The sequence below is a fragment of the Litorivicinus lipolyticus genome, assembly GCF_009650135.1.
Taxonomy (GTDB): Bacteria; Pseudomonadota; Gammaproteobacteria; order Pseudomonadales; family Litorivicinaceae; genus Litorivicinus; species Litorivicinus lipolyticus.
Genome location: NZ_CP045871.1, coordinates 2,000,456 through 2,015,622, shown reverse-complemented (window position 1 = coordinate 2,015,622; position 15,167 = coordinate 2,000,456). Strand labels below are relative to the sequence as shown.

Below are 15,167 nucleotides of genomic sequence, written 5' to 3'. Positions count from 1 at the left end.
CAGGTAGCAGACTGGCATAACGGGTTGGGTGAACTAACTTTTGTGGGGCCAGCAGTCGCGAGTACGTGAACTGCGTCACACGAAGTTTTGGAGTAACACTATGAAGAATCAAAAAGGCTTTACGCTAATCGAACTGATGATCGTGGTTGCGATCGTTGGCATCTTGGCCGCTGTCGCGATCCCTGCGTACTCGGACTACACCACGCGCGCCAAAATTACCGAAGGCTTAAGCCTGATGTCAGGTGCCAAAACGGCGGTGACTGAAAACCTATTAAGCGGCAACGGTGCAAGCTCCGGTGTTAACGATCTGGGCGTGACCGGTGCCAACGTCGCCAGCGTCACCACTGCGTCGGCGACCGGCGCGATCACTGTAACCTACAACGCCAACGTCGCCGGCGGCGGTAACATCGTATTCACGCCGACCTTTGCCAACGGCGTGGTCAGCTGGGTGTGTACTTCTGCTATCAACGATGCTTTGTTGCCGGCGACCTGCCGCTAACACGCGACGGTTTGACCCAGAGGGCCCTTCGGGGCCCTTTTTTTGACGCTTATTTTTGTGAACTTCATCACAACCTGAGTAGGCCGTCGTCCGCCCTCGATAACCCTCCACTACCTTAATGAGGTCAGGCAGCCCGACTGCCATCCATTGCTGTATCGCTGTGACTACGATGCCCGCTGTTCTGGGCCACCCAATGTCTTCAATGACAGGAGCGTCATCATGCGTACACGCACTCAAACACGTGCCCAGCAGGGCTTTACCCTTATCGAACTGATGATCGTGGTGGCGATTATTGGCATATTAGCGGCGGTGGCGATCCCTGCGTATTCCGATTACACGACGCGGGCCAAGGTCACAGAGGGCGTCGGCATCGCCGGCACCATTAAAGCGGTGGTCTCGGAAAACATTATTGCCGGCGCTTCATCCAACTTGGATGCGGGCTGGAACTCAGGGTCGTTTTCAGCCACGGACAATGTGTCGGCGGTGGCCGTCGATGGCGCGACCGGCGGTATTACCGTGACCTACACGGCGGCGGCGGGCGGCGGCACCATGATTTTTGCACCGTTCCAGGCTGACGGTTCCGCGGCGCTGTCGTTTGCATCCGGTGCCCACAGCGGTAACTTTGCCTGGGACTGCACCGGCGGCACTTTGAGCGCCAACTTCCGACCGGCGAATTGCCGCTAATACGGAGCGTTGGACCCAGCCGGCTGAGCGATCAGCCGGCTTTTTTGTGCGTCTTAGGTGCTGACTTCCGAACAGGTGGCGGTGCGAATGGCGGCGCCGCCGGCACCCTTGGCTTCGTACATGGCTTGGTCGGCCACCTGTAATAAATCCAACGCCCGTTTAGTCACATCCATCGGCCCGCCGGTCGGAATTAGTGTAGCGATACCGACGCTGACGGTGACATGTCCGGCCGGGTTGGTGTCGGTCGTCAGGCCAATTTCGGTGAGGGTTTCGAGTACGCGCTGGCCGACCGCCGCGGCGCCGACTTGATCGGTCGCCGGCAACCCCAGAATGAACTCCTCGCCGCCAAAACGGCCGAGCACGTCGCTTTGGCGCTGCATGCAGCCACCTAGGCCTTTGCCGACTTGGCGCAGTACTTCGTCACCGGCCAAATGGCCGTGGGCTTCGTTATAAAGTTTGAAGCGGTCGACGTCGATCAATAACAGACTCATGGGGGTGTTGAAGCGCCACGACAGCGCGATGGCTTGTTGCAATTCTTGGTCGATTCCACGCCGGTTGAGGATGCCCGTGAGGTTGTCTTCGCGGGCGATGTTCTCCATTTCGTCGCGGCTCTCCTTGAGCCGTCGTTGGGCGTCGACCAGCCGGCGCATGGCCGCGACCTGGCCCATCATGACCTCGGCTTCTATTGGCTTGGTCAATATCGCGTCACCGCCGGAGTCCAATGAGCGGATACGTGTTTTGGCGTCCAAGACGCCGGTCATGAAAATAGTCGGAAGCCAGGTTTCGCCTTGCATGGAGCGCACTTGCTGGATCATTTTTAACCCGTCCATGCCGGGCATATGGATGTCCAACAACAGCAGGTCGACGCTGCCTTTGTTAAGCAAGTTAAGGGCCCGGTCGGGGCGGTCGCATAGGGTGTATTGCAAGGTTGGGTCGTTCTTTAGGACGCGCTCGACCTGCATCAGGTCGTCATGGTGGTCGTCTACTACCAGTACGTGCATGTCTGGACTCCTCGTTCAGAGTCCTAGAACCTAAGGATTTGTGATGATTCGGGGAAGTGTGCCACCGTTAAGATGCGAACCCGGTCATATCCAATCACGGTAAATGTAGACCGCGATCCCAACGCGTTCGCGCAGGTAGCGTTGCGCGTCCTGCAGGGTTTCGCTGTCCGGTAGAAAGCGCAGCAGGCTGTCGGCTCGCGGCACCACTTTGATGTCGGTGCTGGCGCCGATCCACTCAATGTCCGGCATGACTTTTTTCAGCGTTCGCATCGAACGCTCCATGTGAAACGCGCTGGTCACCACAATCACGCGCGCCGTCCCCGCCAGCAAAGGCGCGCTGAAGGTCGCGTTTTCCCGCGTGGTTCGCGATTCGGATTCGAGCACGATAGCGTCGGCCGCAACCCCCAGGGCGCGCATGAATTCCAGCATCGCATCGCTTTCCGGCGCCGTTTGCGCGTTCCACGGCAGCGCCCCACCGGTGACCAGCACGCGCGGGGCGACGCCGGCTTTAATCAATTCCGCGCCGAGCCATACCCGGTCCGCAGCGCCGCCTAACTCCGATCGCAGCCGCACGGGCGGCGCACTGCCCATTAGCCCACCGCCGAGCACCAATACCCAATCGGCCGACGGCAAGGTTGCGATGTCCTGCGGTGGATGGCGCTGCTCCCACTCGCCAATGATCGGTTCGGCGCTAAACGGGGTTGACCAAAACCACAGCCACAGACCCGACACCAGTGCCGCCGTCAGCGCCAATCGGCGCCATCCCACGGCGCGCAGCAACAACGCCGCGAGCAGGCCATAGAGGGCGAAATTCAGGGGATGCACCAGGGTGCTGATGATTTTGCTTAGCAATACACTCATGCTCACAGTCTATCGAGTTGTGGAGTGATGAGCATGAAATTGATGAGCGCGACGCTGGTGGTTGCATGGGCCGGCGCGGTGCAGGCCGTGCAATTGGGTGCGGATGCGCGGGCCGAGCGGGCGGTAACGCTATATCAAAGTGGTCCGGCCGAATGGCACGATCAATTTCCAGCGCCCGGCCCCGGGCCGTATCAGTTCATTGACCTGCCAGCGCCGCCGCTGGCTGGCAGCTGTGCGTTGCTCGGGGCCGAGGTGCGCCAGATTGGATACCCGGCATCGGCGTCGCCCAATGTCGGCGATTCGGTCCGACTGTACGTCAGCGACCCACAACTGGGGGCGCCGATTCAGGCCGCGACCGTGGCCTGGCGGGATGGCCAGCAATTCGGCTTGGCGCTGCAATCGGGTCCGGCCAAGGGTGCGATTTTGCCCTGGCAAGCGGGCGCCGCCTGGGCACGGCTGTTGCAAACTCCCGAGCAGACCTGGTTGTCGGCGGATGCCCAGGCCGATGCTGATCTGAGTTTACGCTGTGCCGCATTAGGACCGGCCTGGTCGGCGCACTATCAAGCGACCCGCGAGGGCGATGCGCTTGTGGTGCACCTAGATGCGTTGATTCGTGTGCCGGCCGCGCAGGACTGGGGCGTCGCGGCGGTGACTCTGTCCAGCCAGGTCGGTGCCGTACAGGCTCCGATGATGATGGCGCGCGTCGCCGAATTTAGTGCCGAGTCCGGCCCCAGCGTTAGCGACGGTCAGTGGCAATATCGCTTTGCGGACGCGATGGCGATGGTCGGCGGCAGTGTTCAAGGCTACCGGCTGTTCAGTCAGCGCGTGCCGATTCAGCGTCAGCACGAACTCAACTTTGGCTTTAATTACAACCAGCCCGCGGTCGCGCTGCGTGCCAATCGGGTGTGGACGCTGACCAATCGTGATCAAGGGGGTACGGCGCAGGCCTGGGTAGCGGGTCAGCTGCGGATCAATGGACCGGCGCCCGGGTTTGAGCTTGAGGGCCAGGCGTCACTGCCAGATTTGGCGGTCGGCGCCAGCCACCGGTTGCGGCTGGGTCCCTCGTTGGCGCTGCAGGGGCAGCTGCGTCAAAACGGGCGTGTCGAACGCGGCGCCAGCTGGGTCAGTGAATGGACGCTGACCTTGGAAAACGGCTCGGGTGAGCCGTTGACTGCGGTGTTACGACCCCAGATCGCCCGCGATGCGGTGATTGATCGGTTGCCAGGGCAGCGGGTTATGGCCCCCGGTGAGGTTGCCACACTGGTGTTCTCGTTAACTGAGCCTAAGCGGCGCTAACTCGAACCTCGCCGACCGTCACGCCGGCGCGGTTTTTGAGTAATTCCGGTAAGCGCTCGGGCAGGGCGCCGGGGTCCAGCAATCCGAGGCGCTTGAGCAGCCACATCAGTGCCACTTCGGCGGCGCGCACGGTGCCGTCTTCGGCTTTCAGGGCGATGCCGATTTCGGCGTGGGGGAAGGTCGCACAATAGACGCCCTCGGCGCCAAACTTAACCATGCCGTCGCGCAGCTTTTCGTTGACCTGGGTGCACAGCCGGCCGCTGCCGCCAATCATAAAGGCGTCGCTTTGGTGGGCGCTAACCAAGGCCGAGACGGCGCCATGGCGGGCGCCACTCTTGGCCTGGGTCAGGCGGTAAAAGGCCAGTGCCAAGTCATCCAAACGGTTGGCGTGGGTCGGGATGCCACAGCCGTCGATGCCCATGGGCCCCAGTTTCGCCTCCAGCAGCTCTTCACTGGTCGCCCGAATCGCTTGTTGGACGCGGTGCTCGGGCTGGATGTAGTCGGCAATATCCCAGCCTTGGTCGCGGGCCAAACTGACGAAGCCGGCGTGCTTGCCGCTGCAGTTGTTGTACAGCGCCGACAGTGGCGTCCCGGCGGCGGCCATTTCGCGCCCAGCCGGCTCGTACATCGGCCAGTGTTGACCGCATTCAAGGCATTCGTGATTCAAGCCGAGTTGGCCAAGCCATGCGCCGACGGCGCTGGCGTGGCGAGCTTCACCGCCGTGGCTGGCGCAGCTCAGCGCCAGCTGTGTCGAGGTCAACCCTAAGCGCGCGGCGGCGCCGGATTCAACCATCGGCAATGCCTGCAGAATTTTTGCGGCGGAGCGCGGGAAGGTCAGTCGCGCCGGGTCGCCCCAGACTTCAAGGCCGTCTTTGGAGGCAACCACGATGTGTACGCAGTGGGTGGACTCGACCATGCCACCCCGGGTCACTTCAACGTTGAGTGTTGGGTTCATTGTTCTAGCTCACTGGCAAGCCAATCCAAAACAGCATCGGCGTTTAATGGGTCATCCAAGGTCGCAAGCGCGATGTCCACGCGCTCGGACCCGATACGGTCGCGACGAGCTTCGGCGAGCGCACGTGAATACTCGGGTTTGAATTCGGGGTGGCCTTGGACGCCGATCAATGTGCGTGTACGAAAGCCAAAATTGGGGCAAAACTCGCTGCTGATCAAACGCTCTGATCCTGGCGGCAAGTCCAGCACCTGGTCTTGGTGACTGACCAGTAAGTCGGCACGGCTGAACGGCAACCCGTCAACGGCGGTCGCCGGCATTCGTCCAATACCCCAGCCGCCTGCGCGACCGGCGCGGCCGCCCAAGGCATGGGCGATTAATTGATGGCCAAAGCAAATCCCAGCCACCCGCAGTCCGGTGCGGTCAGCCTCGACCACCCATCCCCGTAACGCTTGGATCCAGGGCGCGTCATCAAAGGCATCATGGCGCGACCCGGTGATCACGTAAGCGCAGCCCGCGTCCAGCGGCGGCAGTACACCGTCGCAAGTTTTGACCGTCTCAAAGTGCCAGTTCGGTCGCACGCGCGTGAACGCATCAACGAACATGTCAGCGTATTGTCCGCCAATGTGCGACAGCGCATCGGGGACGCGGTCGCACTCTAAAATAACCAGCTTCACTCCTGAAACGCCGTGATGATAAAGGTCAAAAATCCAAGTACGGCGACAAATCCAAGGCCGTTAAAAAACAAACTCAGGCGCGCGCCGGACTCACCGCGGCCGGCGGCCGGGACGGCCTTGGTAAACAAGTAACCCAGCCACAGCAACAGCGCAGCTCCAATCACAAAGGCAACATAACGAATCATTGGTTCAGCTCCACACGAAGGGACAAATCGGTTGCCCGAAGGTGTTTAGTCAGGGCCCCGACGCTGATCGCATCGACGCCGGTGGCCGCCAGTGCCGCCAGGTCAGCCAGGTGCACATTGCCACTGGCCTCGAGGCGCGCGCGGCCTTGGTTAAGCTTAACCGCTGCCGCGGTCGCCGCCAGATCAAAATTATCCAGCATGATCCAGTTGGCGCCGGCGTCCAGCGCTTCGGTCAACTCGTCCATGCTCTCAACTTCGACCTCGATTGGGACATCCAATGCGCAGGCCAAGGCGGCGTGCACCGCACCGGTGATTGAGCCGTGCGCGGCAATATGGTTTTCCTTAATCAAGAACGCGTCATACAGGCCCAACCGGTGGTTGCTGGCGCCGCCGACCTGGCAGGCATATTTTTGCGCCAAGCGCAGCCCCGGTAGGGTTTTTCGGGTGTCCAGCAAGACCGTGTCATGCTCGCCCAGGGCGGCACGGTAGCCCAGGGTCGTGGTGGCTGTGCCGGACAGGGTCTGTAGAAAATTCATCAGGGTGCGTTCGGCGCTTAAAATGGCGCGCGCGTTACCGCGGATTTCAAGCCACGGCTGGTCCGCTTCGACCCAGTCGCCGTCTTTGACGAACCACTGGGCGCGCAGGCTTGGGTCAATTTGACGCAAGGTCTCGTCGGCCCAAGCGGTGCCGCATACCAGCGCCGGGTGACGGGCGATTAACCGAGCCTGAGCTTGTTGGCCCGCGGGTATCAGCTCGGCGGTCAAATCACGCGCCGGTGTGCCCAGGTCTTCGGCCAACGCGGCCGCAACTTGGGTGCTTAACTGGGAGAATGCAGCGTGCATATCAATCCTGAATCGATTAGGTCAGCGCACATTGTGTCCCGCTTGCCCTCAAGCGTCCATGGATACCCGGCGATTGGGATTGGGCAGGGCGAAAAAGGCCGCCATCAGTTGGCCCGGTGAGGGTGTGTAGTCGTTGTGCGTTTGCCATTCGACGGTGGCCTGCTTGAACAGGGCCTCGGCATGGCGGTTGTAGGGATGGTGCATGTCGTAGTAGTCACCGTCCGGCGTTTCGCTTAGGCCAAGCTGGCGCTTTTTGGCGTCGAACCACAGCGTCAGGGCGGCGAACTCAGCCGCGTGTCGCTCGATGTCACGCGGATCGGTCATCACCGTGTAATGGATTGGCATGATTTAAAGCCCTTTGATCGATTGGCCGAGCGCAACCGGGCGCACGGTGGTGGTCATCCATTGCTGGTTGGGTTGCTGCTCTAGCGTCCACAGGTAGCCCATGGCGTGTCCGGTTTTGGTAATCAGCCGGATCGGATATTGCTGAGTATTGCCGCGCGCCAGCGCCGGTCCAATGTCCGCGCTTTGGTGCTGCAGCAATTCAACGTAGGGGTGGCGCGACACCATGCTGATAAAGCGCGGCAGTGGGCCGGTCGCGGCTTTGTTGCTGGGCGCGGCCTGGTCAAATACTTGGGCGATCCCAGCATTGGAGTCGTCGTTGGTTTGCAGTGCCAGCAGTAAACTGCGCATCACATCCAGCGGGGCGTCGTCGGCCTGTGCCGCGGGGAAAATCAGTGCCAAGCACAGTAGGGTATAGCGCATCGGGAACCTCCGTCAGTGACAAAGTCCTTTCGTGAGTGTTAACGGCGTGTTAACACTGTCCCTGAGACCGCCGTGGGCGAGTCTTGAAAATAACAATAAAAAGAGAAGATACCATGTTTGAAAACGACCGTTTGATCCCGCTCACATTAATCGCCATTGTCGCGCCGGTTTTGATCGGATTATTGCTGCTGGTGTGACGTCCTAGGCGGTTGCGCGCCACGCAAGTAGGCGCGTGCATCGTCGTGATTCAGGCCCAGTCCGCGCTGGATCGCCGGCACCAGTACATCGGCACCCGGTCGATACGCCAAGCCACCGCATACTAAGGCGCTGGCGATGGCGCGCGCCGGTGACGGCGCACCCAGCCATTGCCGCGTTAAGGCTTCAATCCCGGGTTGCTCGGCCCAGCGCTGACAAAATTGGATCAGGGTCATGGGCTGGTCGCGCGTCTGCATTTCAACCAGGCCAGACAGCTCGGCGGCATCACCGGTTTTCGCAAGGCAGGCTTGGATCAGGTCAGTCGCAAAACCCGTGTGCGCGACCATAGCGGACACCAATGCCTGCGGTTCCAGTGCCGGCATCAGCCGACCGTCGCGTAGCAGCGCAATCGCGGTTTCGCATTCGCCACTGCGGTCATCCGCAAGGTACTGGGTTAAGCGGTGGCGGCGTGCTTCGCGATCCGGGTCACTCTCCAAGCCCAACACCAACTCGGCAAAGGCCCTCATGGCTGGGTCTCAGGCATCGGACGGGCGTCGACATGATAGCGGCGGCTCAGGTGCTCGGCCCAGATCCGACTGTCGCCATGGATGCACAGGACGCGCTGGGCGCCGCTGTCGACCACGGTTTGATTCAGCTCGTCCCAGTCGGCGTGATCGCTAATCACGAATCCACGGCCAACGCGCTCGCGCCGGTGCGCGCGAAGTTGCATCCAACCGCTAGCAAAGCCGCGCTGAACCTTAGTCCAGCGCCGTAACCAGCCGCGCGTGACGGCCTTGGGCGGCGCCAAAATTAGACTGCCCGGGGGCACCGAATCGCCCAATCGTTGGACGCTGCCCAAGGCGATGCCGTGGTCACGGTAAACCGTCAAGAATCGATCAATGCTCGGGTGCACATGCACCGGGCGGTTCGTCAGCGTCGCCAGTTCCGCCAAAATGCGCTGGGCCTTGCCCAAGGCATAGCATTCCAGCACGCAGGTGCCATCGGGGTTGCTGTCGCACCACTTTACGATGTCGGCGCATACGGCCTGCATCGGGGGCCAGCGGTACAGCGGCAATGCAAAGCTGGCCTCGGTGATTAGGGTGTCGCAGGGGACCACCTCAAAAGGTTCGCAGCTGGGGTCGCGGTGGCGCTTAAAGTCGCCGGTGACGACCCAGGTTTGGCCGTGACTGCGGATCCGGACCTGGGCACTGCCCAGCAAGTGGCCGGCGCTGTGAAAACTCAGCTCGACGCCATTGACAGCGAAGGGAACCCCGGGGTTTACGGTGGTGCAGGCGAAGTCACCCAGTCGAATGCGGGCCAGCGCTGCGGTTGCCGGCGTCATCCAATAGTGGGTATGACCGAAACGGGCGTGGTCGCCGTGGGCGTGCGTGATCACGGCCCGTGGCACCGGGCGTTCGGGGTCAATAAAGAAGTCCCCAGCGGCGCAATACAGGCCATTGGCGGTTAATTGGATCATGTGCTGGCTTGGCTCCGGCGGTTCGCTCGCCTACTCTGTGCGGGTTATTGCTAATGGGGCCATCATGGGTTCTTTCGTACAAGTCGTCATCCTGATTTTGACGATGCTGGTCAGCGCGCAGGTCGCGGCGGCTGAAAAAGTGGCACTGGTACTCAGCGGTGGTGGTGCCCGCGGCGCCGCACACATCGGCGTATTGCGTGAATTGGAACGGCGCCAAGTACGTCCGGATCTAATTGTTGGCGTCAGTTTTGGCGCCCTGGTCGGCGGTTTGTATTCGTCCGGTATGGCGCTGGACGACATCGAACAATTGATGGCCGAGCTGTCATTGGCGAAAAACTTTCAGGACCGCCCCGAGCGCGCCCTGCAAACCTACCGGCAAAAGAACGACAACGCCGGCAATCTGCTGAACTTTGATGTCGGTGCGGGTATCAACGGGGTCAAGTTGCCGCTGGGATTGGTGCAGGGCCAGGAGCTGTCCGTAACCCTGGCCAAGGTGCTGTTGCCGGTGTCGAACCAACGCGATTTTAGCCAACTGCCGATTCCGTTTGTGGCGGTCGCGACCGATATCGAGACCGGCCAGGCGGTGCGTTTGGATCGCGGTAACCTGGCCACAGTGATCAAGGCCTCGCTGGCGGTGCCGGTGGTATTTGCGCCGGTTAGCATTGACGGTCGTTTGTTGGTCGACGGAGGCGTTGCCAATAATCTGCCGGTCAATGTGGCGCGCGATTTGGGCGCCACCCAAGTGATTGCGGTGGATGCGTCGATGCCGCGGCTGCGGGCCGATCAACTGACCAGCTTTGTCAGCGTCGTCGACCAGATCACGACTTTGCTGACGCGGGCGAATGCGGATCGTCAATTGTCGCGCTTGGGACCGAACGATTTTTTGGTGTCGCCGGACTTGGACGGCATCGGTTCGCTGGATTTGGCGCGCACCGCTGATGCCATCGGCGCCGGCCGCGCGGCCGCCTTGGCCGACATTGATTGGCGGACGTTGCGTGCCCTGGACACGCTGCCTTGGGCCAGCTGGCAAGCCGAGCGGTTGGCGCGCTTTCAAGCCAGTCAGAGAATCGACAGTGTGACGGTGTTCAACGGGTCGCGCCTGGACGGGCGCGCCATCGTTAACCAACTGAACTTTACGCCCGGTCAGATCTTGCAACCCGAGCAACTGGAGCAGGACCTGAGGCGGGTCTACGCCATGGGGATTTTCGAGCGCGTCGAGGCTGACGTGATCGAAGACCGGCAGGGTCAAAAAAGCTTAGAAATCCGAACCCGTGAAAAGGCCTGGGGCCCGGACTACCTCAACTTTGGCGCCGGTGTCGAAGACAATTTTCGCGGCGACGCCGCCTATTCATTTCGCTTGAGTTACACCGCGACCGGTCAAAACCCAACCGGCGGCGAGTTGAAGACGACCCTGGAATTGGGCCGCGACCCGTCCTTGTCGGTGCGTTTCTATCAGCCCATCGGTTACGGCACGCCCTGGTTCGCCGAGGCCGAGCTGTACACCGCACGGCGCTTGCTCCGCATCTACGATCAGGGCCTGCCGGTGGCGGAGTACCTGGTGTCGGATACTGGCATCGGCTTTGACATTGGTCGCCAGCTCAGCAGTTGGGGCGAGATCCGGATCGGTCTGGAAAAATCTGAACCGCGCTCGGAGCTGCAACTGGGCACCAATGTGCTGGACCGCGCCGATACCCAGGCCGCCGTCACGGTGAGTTTCGCCGCCGATACCCTGGACTCACTAGCGTTCCCGTCCAGCGGCGTGCGTACCGAGCTGTCCTACGCGACCTCGCGTCAAAAGCTCGGTGCCGCCCAGGACTATGAGTCAGCGGCGATGCGGCTGTTGGTGCCTTACAGCGGCCGCTATGGCACCGTGCTGGCGCGCCTGGAAGGCGGTGAAGTGCTGTCCAAAGATGCACCGCCCGAGCGCGCCTTTACGCTGGGCGGGTTCACCCGCCTGAGTGGCTATTCGCCGGGTGAACTGGCCGGATCGCGGTTGGGCCTATTGTCGTTGGTGGCCTACCAGCCGATCGAAAGCACCCTGGGACTGGGTCAAATGTATCGCGGCTTGTCGCTCGAGACCGGCGGTGTGTTTTTGAGTGACGAAGCGATCAGTTTTTCGGACCTGTTGAATGGTTACTCGGTGTTCATGGGCTTGGATACTCAACTCGGTCCGCTGTATCTTTCATTCGGTGCGTCCGAAGGTGGGCGTAAATCGGTTTCCTTAACCCTCGGGCGGCCATTGGGCGAATAGCATGCGATTTGTTGAAGAATTTGACGTCACCGCCAGCCCCGCAGAAGCGCTGGCCTTTATTGCTGACTTTTCCAACCTGCAACAGTGGGACGAGTCGGTGACCGCGGTTGAATACGACGCTGAGCAGAGCTTTGGTGTCGGCGCCAAGTACGCGGTGACCTTGATGTTTGCCGGACGCGAGCAGCACATGGACTACCGTGTGATGCAATACGCTGCCGCTGAATTCGCCGAGTTACGTGGCGAAAATGACAGCTCGATCGCGATCGACCGAGTTACCGTCAAGTCCAAGGGCACCGGTGCCCGCGTCACCTACGAAGCCGATATCCGTTTCAATGGATGGGTGCGGTGGTTGGATCCTATTTTGGCCTTGGTGTTTGCGCCGACGGTCAAAAAAGCGGTCCGCAATATGCGCCGTCACCTTACGTCTTAGGGTTGGTGGCCCGTGTAATCAGGGCTAAAAACCAGGATTCTGGCAACCACCGGCGGGCCCACAAAATCGGTCGCGCCAATGCCCCGGCGACATGCCGCAACCCCCCTTTGCCGGTGCAGGCACGATAGATAAGTTCGCCCAACACAGCGGGGTCGGACCCGGTGGTGCCGCTTTCCAAGCGATCGGCTAGGCTGCGCAGGCCGCCGCGGTAATAGGGCTCATCGTAATAGCCCCGGTCCATGCCGTGGGTTGCGAACTGGGTTTGGGTAAATCCCGGTTCTATGATGCGAACGTCAATGTTGCTGTGGGCCAGTTCGTGGTGCAGCGCCTCGTACGCGGCTTCTAAGGCGTGCTTTGAGGCGTTGTAATGGCCGAAAAACGGAAATGCCATGCGCCCGCCGATGCTCGACACGGCGGCCATTACACCCGCGTTGCGGGCTCGCATGGCCGGCAAAAATGCCCGCGTCACCGCCACTGTGCCGAAATAGTTAGCCTCGAATTGACGCCGCGCGGCTTCGATCTCAACTGACTCTATCGGTGCAATCAAGCCGTAGCCCGCGTTGTTAACGACCACGTCGGGGCAGCCGTAGTGCTCCAGCACCTGTGCGCACATCGCCGCGATGCTGTCGGCATCGTTCAGATCCAGCGCGACCCACTGAAACCGCGCGTCGCGACCTTCAACCGAGCGCGCCGTCGCTATCACGCGCCATCCGGCATTGAAAAACCGTTCCGCGGTGGCCTGACCGATCCCGGACGACGCGCCGGTGATCAGGACCGTGTTAGAGGCCACAGGAGCTGGCGCCACGCTTTTCCAAGTACTTTTGGTGGTAATCCTCGGCCACCCAAAACTGGCTCGCCGGCTCGACCGAGGTAACGATCGGTTGGTCGCCATTTTGCTGGCGGTTGAGCTCGTCGATTCGGGCTTGGGCCTGTGTGCGTTGCTCGTCGTCGTGGACGAAGATGGCGCTGCGGTACTGGGTACCCCGGTCCGGCCCTTGGCGATTGAGCTGGGTCGCATCGTGGCAGTTAAAAAAAGTTGTCAATAGGGCGTCATAGTCCAGCCGCGCGGAGTCGAAGCTAACCTCGACCACTTCGGCGTGGTAGGTGTCACCGGTGCAAACGGCTTGGTAGTTGGGGGCGTCGGTGTTGCCGCCCATGTAGCCGACGCGGGTCGCGCTGACACCGGGCAGTTTTGAAAAAGTTAACTCGACGCCCCAAAAACAGCCGGCGCCAAAGGTCGCAGTAGTCATCGACTTTCTCCTATGATTTCTAGGTAAGTCGGTCCGTCCGCGGCGATTGCAATGCCTTAGTGGTCGCGTTTCGCCGCGATATTTGCAAGCGTTGCTAAGTGGTCGCGATAGGGTCCGGCCGGCAATGCCTGTAATTGTGTGATCGCCTGGGCTGCCAACTCACCAGCCCTCGCCAGCGTTTGCTCGATCGCGTTGCACTGTTCCAGCGCCTCGATCACCTCGGGCAGCGCGTCGCGGTTGGCGCGGGTGAACTGCATGTCCAGCCAACGGGCGCGTGGGCCTGGCAACTGGGCCTTGGCAATCAGAATCGGCAACGTCACCTTGCCCTCCGCCAAGTCATCGCCCAATGACTTGCCGCTGTCGGCGTCGGTTTGGTAATCCAGCGCATCATCGGCAATCTGAAAGGCCAGCCCCAATAGTCGGCCGTATTCGGCCAGCGCCTGGGTTTGCGCCGGTGTCGCTTGGACTAACTGTCCGGCGACGCGGCCGGAGGCTTCGAACAAGCGGGCGGTTTTTGCGTAGATCACTTCAAAGTAGCTGGCTTCGTCGATGTCGACGTCACCTTTGTTGATCAGTTGTTGCAACTCGCCTTCGGCAATCCGGTTGGTGGTGTCCGCCAGTTCGCGCAAGATCTCCATCTCGCCGACCTCGACCATCAACTGAAAGGCGCGGGTGTAGACAAAATCCCCGGCCAACACGCTGGGGGCGTTGCCCCACACTTCGTTGGCGGTGTCGCGGCCGCGTCGTTGATCGGATTCATCGACCACGTCGTCGTGCAGTAACGTCGCGGTGTGTAAAAATTCGATCGACGCGGCCAGCAATACATCGCGACTGTCCTCGCCGCCCAGCGCGCGCACCGCCAGCAGCGTAACCAGTGGGCGCACGCGTTTACCGCCGGCCTTGACCAGGTAGGCGCTGATTTCTTCGGCCAGACCGACGCGCGATGCGATGCGATCCAAAATAAGGCGGTCGAGCTGGTCAAAGGCGTCGCGAACGCTGTTGATCAGCGGAGTTACAGGGTGAGTCAAGCGTGGCAGTCCTACTGGTTTTTGGCGCAGTGTAGAGTGCCGCCGTTGATTGATAAAGGCGCAGGCGATAACGGTTGCGTTAGGTGCGTCAACACACTAAACTTCGCGACCCTGAATTTATGCCTTTGGGCTCATCCACATCGGAGACAGACACATGTACGCGGTATTTGAAGCTGGCGGAAAGCAGCACCGTGTTGAAGTAGACGAAGTTCTGCGCGTCGAGAAAATCGAAGCAGAAGTCGGCGCTACTATCGACTTTGACAAAGTATTAATGGTTGCCGACGGCGACGCGATCGAAATCGGTGCACCTTTGGTTGCCGGCGGTCTCGTCAAAGCCGAAGTTGTTGGCCAAGTTCGTGGCGACAAAATTCGCATCCTTAAATTCAAACGCCGTAAGCACCACATGAAACGCATGGGTCACCGGCAGTGGTACACCGAAGTGAAAATCACTTCGATTGCCAAATAACTAGGAGACTGACCTCATGGCACACAAAAAAGCAGGCGGTAGTACCCGTAACGGTCGCGATTCAGAATCCAAACGCTTAGGCGTGAAGCGATTCGGCGGCCAAGAAGTACTGGCAGGTAACATCTTGGTTCGCCAGCGCGGCACCAAGTTCCATGCAGGCGTTAACGTCGGCCTGGGCAAAGACTTCACCTTGTTCGCCAAAGCGAACGGTGTGGTTAAGTTTGAAGTGAAGGGCCCTAACAACCGCAAATACGTTAGTATCGTAAACGCGTAAGGGACTGACCCTCAGTATCGAAAGCCCCGCCTGT

The 15,167-nt window shown here is 60.7% G+C and carries 20 protein-coding genes; 7 read left to right on the top strand and 13 right to left on the bottom strand.

Annotated features, from left to right (window positions below; genetic code table 11):
* Positions 1 to 100 precede the first annotated feature (100 nt).
* The gene (locus GH975_RS10250) at positions 101 to 499 is read left to right on the top strand and encodes a pilin (RefSeq protein WP_153714431.1); all 399 of its coding nucleotides are present in this window, start codon (positions 101 to 103) and stop codon (positions 497 to 499) included.
* Between the two features lie 219 nt (positions 500 to 718).
* Positions 719 to 1,183 carry a pilin gene (locus tag GH975_RS12275; protein WP_153714430.1) on the top strand — a complete coding sequence of 155 codons (465 nt, stop codon included), beginning with the start codon at positions 719 to 721 and terminating at the stop codon, positions 1,181 to 1,183.
* A 53-nt stretch (positions 1,184 to 1,236) separates the two neighbouring features.
* Here the strand turns inward: GH975_RS12275 and GH975_RS10240 are convergent, their stop codons facing one another.
* Together GH975_RS10240 and GH975_RS10235 are read right to left on the bottom strand one after the other, a co-directional pair.
* The gene (locus GH975_RS10240; RefSeq protein WP_153714429.1) at positions 1,237 to 2,184 is read right to left on the bottom strand and encodes a GGDEF domain-containing response regulator; all 948 of its coding nucleotides are present in this window, start codon (positions 2,182 to 2,184) and stop codon (positions 1,237 to 1,239) included.
* Positions 2,185 to 2,268: 84 nt separating this feature from the next.
* Entirely contained in the window at positions 2,269 to 3,045 is a 777-nt protein-coding gene (locus tag GH975_RS10235) for a YdcF family protein (protein WP_153714428.1), read from the bottom strand.
* A 33-nt stretch (positions 3,046 to 3,078) separates the two neighbouring features.
* Between GH975_RS10235 and GH975_RS10230 the strand changes: the two genes are divergently transcribed.
* Positions 3,079 to 4,341: a hypothetical protein gene (locus tag GH975_RS10230; protein WP_153714427.1), complete on the top strand. Its 1,263-nt coding sequence runs from the start codon at positions 3,079 to 3,081 to the stop codon at positions 4,339 to 4,341.
* On the opposite strand, the gene GH975_RS10225 is transcribed toward GH975_RS10230, so the two are convergent.
* The 8 genes from GH975_RS10225 to GH975_RS10190 all read right to left on the bottom strand — a co-directional run bounded on the left by GH975_RS10225 (position 4,328) and on the right by GH975_RS10190 (position 9,434).
* Positions 4,328 to 5,296 carry an asparaginase gene (locus tag GH975_RS10225; protein ID WP_153714426.1) on the bottom strand — a complete coding sequence of 323 codons (969 nt, stop codon included), beginning with the start codon at positions 5,294 to 5,296 and terminating at the stop codon, positions 4,328 to 4,330. The genes GH975_RS10230 and GH975_RS10225 overlap by 14 nt on opposite strands.
* On the bottom strand, positions 5,293 to 5,970 hold the full coding sequence (locus GH975_RS10220; RefSeq protein ID WP_153714425.1) for a type 1 glutamine amidotransferase: 678 nt from the start codon (positions 5,968 to 5,970) through the stop codon (positions 5,293 to 5,295). The genes GH975_RS10225 and GH975_RS10220 overlap by 4 nt, the downstream gene beginning before the upstream one ends.
* Complete coding sequence (locus tag GH975_RS10215; RefSeq protein WP_153714424.1) at positions 5,967 to 6,155, bottom strand: hypothetical protein; 189 nt, start codon at positions 6,153 to 6,155, stop codon at positions 5,967 to 5,969. Before GH975_RS10215 ends, GH975_RS10220 begins: the two co-directional genes overlap by 4 nt.
* Positions 6,152 to 6,997, bottom strand: a complete 846-nt coding sequence (gene nadC, locus GH975_RS10210; protein WP_153714423.1) for a carboxylating nicotinate-nucleotide diphosphorylase — start codon at positions 6,995 to 6,997, stop codon at positions 6,152 to 6,154. The genes GH975_RS10215 and nadC overlap by 4 nt, the downstream gene beginning before the upstream one ends.
* Positions 6,998 to 7,045: 48 nt before the next feature.
* Positions 7,046 to 7,342 (bottom strand): hypothetical protein, encoded by a 297-nt coding sequence (locus tag GH975_RS10205; protein WP_153714422.1) that lies wholly within the window; start codon positions 7,340 to 7,342, stop codon positions 7,046 to 7,048.
* A gap of 3 nt (positions 7,343 to 7,345) precedes the next feature.
* The gene (locus GH975_RS10200; protein WP_153714421.1) at positions 7,346 to 7,762 is read right to left on the bottom strand and encodes a DUF4864 domain-containing protein; all 417 of its coding nucleotides are present in this window, start codon (positions 7,760 to 7,762) and stop codon (positions 7,346 to 7,348) included.
* 179 nt (positions 7,763 to 7,941) lie between these two features.
* Complete coding sequence (locus tag GH975_RS10195; RefSeq protein ID WP_153714420.1) at positions 7,942 to 8,484, bottom strand: hypothetical protein; 543 nt, start codon at positions 8,482 to 8,484, stop codon at positions 7,942 to 7,944.
* Positions 8,481 to 9,434, bottom strand: a complete 954-nt coding sequence (locus GH975_RS10190; protein WP_153714419.1) for a ligase-associated DNA damage response exonuclease — start codon at positions 9,432 to 9,434, stop codon at positions 8,481 to 8,483. The genes GH975_RS10195 and GH975_RS10190 overlap by 4 nt, the downstream gene beginning before the upstream one ends.
* Before the next feature lie 64 nt (positions 9,435 to 9,498).
* On the opposite strand from GH975_RS10190, the gene GH975_RS10185 reads away from it, so the two are divergent.
* Together GH975_RS10185 and GH975_RS10180 are read left to right on the top strand one after the other, a co-directional pair.
* Entirely contained in the window at positions 9,499 to 11,685 is a 2,187-nt protein-coding gene (locus GH975_RS10185) for a patatin-like phospholipase family protein (protein WP_170272625.1), read from the top strand.
* 1 nt (position 11,686) lies between these two features.
* Complete coding sequence (locus GH975_RS10180) at positions 11,687 to 12,115, top strand: SRPBCC family protein (protein ID WP_153714417.1); 429 nt, start codon at positions 11,687 to 11,689, stop codon at positions 12,113 to 12,115.
* On the opposite strand, the gene GH975_RS10175 is transcribed toward GH975_RS10180, so the two are convergent.
* Genes GH975_RS10175 through GH975_RS10165 form a run of 3 tightly spaced genes read right to left on the bottom strand, consistent with a single transcriptional unit; the run spans position 12,105 to position 14,393 of the window.
* Positions 12,105 to 12,905: an SDR family oxidoreductase gene (locus tag GH975_RS10175; RefSeq protein ID WP_170272624.1), complete on the bottom strand. Its 801-nt coding sequence runs from the start codon at positions 12,903 to 12,905 to the stop codon at positions 12,105 to 12,107. The genes GH975_RS10180 and GH975_RS10175 overlap by 11 nt on opposite strands.
* Positions 12,895 to 13,365 carry a peptide-methionine (S)-S-oxide reductase MsrA gene (gene msrA / locus GH975_RS10170; protein WP_153714415.1) on the bottom strand — a complete coding sequence of 157 codons (471 nt, stop codon included), beginning with the start codon at positions 13,363 to 13,365 and terminating at the stop codon, positions 12,895 to 12,897. The genes GH975_RS10175 and msrA overlap by 11 nt, the downstream gene beginning before the upstream one ends.
* A gap of 56 nt (positions 13,366 to 13,421) precedes the next feature.
* Positions 13,422 to 14,393 carry a polyprenyl synthetase family protein gene (locus tag GH975_RS10165; protein ID WP_246164718.1) on the bottom strand — a complete coding sequence of 324 codons (972 nt, stop codon included), beginning with the start codon at positions 14,391 to 14,393 and terminating at the stop codon, positions 13,422 to 13,424.
* A 154-nt stretch (positions 14,394 to 14,547) separates the two neighbouring features.
* Between GH975_RS10165 and rplU the strand changes: the two genes are divergently transcribed.
* Together rplU and rpmA are read left to right on the top strand one after the other, a co-directional pair.
* Positions 14,548 to 14,859, top strand: a complete 312-nt coding sequence (rplU, locus tag GH975_RS10160; protein WP_153714413.1) for a 50S ribosomal protein L21 — start codon at positions 14,548 to 14,550, stop codon at positions 14,857 to 14,859.
* A gap of 16 nt (positions 14,860 to 14,875) precedes the next feature.
* Positions 14,876 to 15,133 (top strand): 50S ribosomal protein L27, encoded by a 258-nt coding sequence (gene rpmA / locus GH975_RS10155; RefSeq protein ID WP_153714412.1) that lies wholly within the window; start codon positions 14,876 to 14,878, stop codon positions 15,131 to 15,133.
* Positions 15,134 to 15,167: the final 34 nt, after the last annotated feature.

What these genes read in the sequence shown, in the direction of transcription:
- rpmA (WP_153714412.1), top strand. Translation starts at nt 14,876, where the DNA reads ATGGCACACAAAAAAGCAGGCGGTAGTACCCGTAACGGTCGCGATTCA.
- msrA (WP_153714415.1), bottom strand. Translation starts at nt 13,365, where the DNA reads ATGACTACTGCGACCTTTGGCGCCGGCTGTTTTTGGGGCGTCGAGTTA.
- GH975_RS10235 (WP_153714428.1), bottom strand. Translation starts at nt 3,045, where the DNA reads ATGAGTGTATTGCTAAGCAAAATCATCAGCACCCTGGTGCATCCCCTG.
- GH975_RS10205 (WP_153714422.1), bottom strand. Translation starts at nt 7,342, where the DNA reads ATGCCAATCCATTACACGGTGATGACCGATCCGCGTGACATCGAGCGA.
- GH975_RS10240 (WP_153714429.1), bottom strand. Translation starts at nt 2,184, where the DNA reads ATGCACGTACTGGTAGTAGACGACCACCATGACGACCTGATGCAGGTC.
- GH975_RS10180 (WP_153714417.1), top strand. Translation starts at nt 11,687, where the DNA reads ATGCGATTTGTTGAAGAATTTGACGTCACCGCCAGCCCCGCAGAAGCG.
- GH975_RS10250 (WP_153714431.1), top strand. Translation starts at nt 101, where the DNA reads ATGAAGAATCAAAAAGGCTTTACGCTAATCGAACTGATGATCGTGGTT.
- GH975_RS10230 (WP_153714427.1), top strand. Translation starts at nt 3,079, where the DNA reads ATGAAATTGATGAGCGCGACGCTGGTGGTTGCATGGGCCGGCGCGGTG.
- nadC (WP_153714423.1), bottom strand. Translation starts at nt 6,997, where the DNA reads ATGCACGCTGCATTCTCCCAGTTAAGCACCCAAGTTGCGGCCGCGTTG.
- GH975_RS10225 (WP_153714426.1), bottom strand. Translation starts at nt 5,296, where the DNA reads ATGAACCCAACACTCAACGTTGAAGTGACCCGGGGTGGCATGGTCGAG.
- GH975_RS10195 (WP_153714420.1), bottom strand. Translation starts at nt 8,484, where the DNA reads ATGAGGGCCTTTGCCGAGTTGGTGTTGGGCTTGGAGAGTGACCCGGAT.
- GH975_RS10200 (WP_153714421.1), bottom strand. Translation starts at nt 7,762, where the DNA reads ATGCGCTATACCCTACTGTGCTTGGCACTGATTTTCCCCGCGGCACAG.
- GH975_RS10190 (WP_153714419.1), bottom strand. Translation starts at nt 9,434, where the DNA reads ATGATCCAATTAACCGCCAATGGCCTGTATTGCGCCGCTGGGGACTTC.
- GH975_RS12275 (WP_153714430.1), top strand. Translation starts at nt 719, where the DNA reads ATGCGTACACGCACTCAAACACGTGCCCAGCAGGGCTTTACCCTTATC.
- GH975_RS10185 (WP_170272625.1), top strand. Translation starts at nt 9,499, where the DNA reads ATGGGTTCTTTCGTACAAGTCGTCATCCTGATTTTGACGATGCTGGTC.
- rplU (WP_153714413.1), top strand. Translation starts at nt 14,548, where the DNA reads ATGTACGCGGTATTTGAAGCTGGCGGAAAGCAGCACCGTGTTGAAGTA.
- GH975_RS10215 (WP_153714424.1), bottom strand. Translation starts at nt 6,155, where the DNA reads ATGATTCGTTATGTTGCCTTTGTGATTGGAGCTGCGCTGTTGCTGTGG.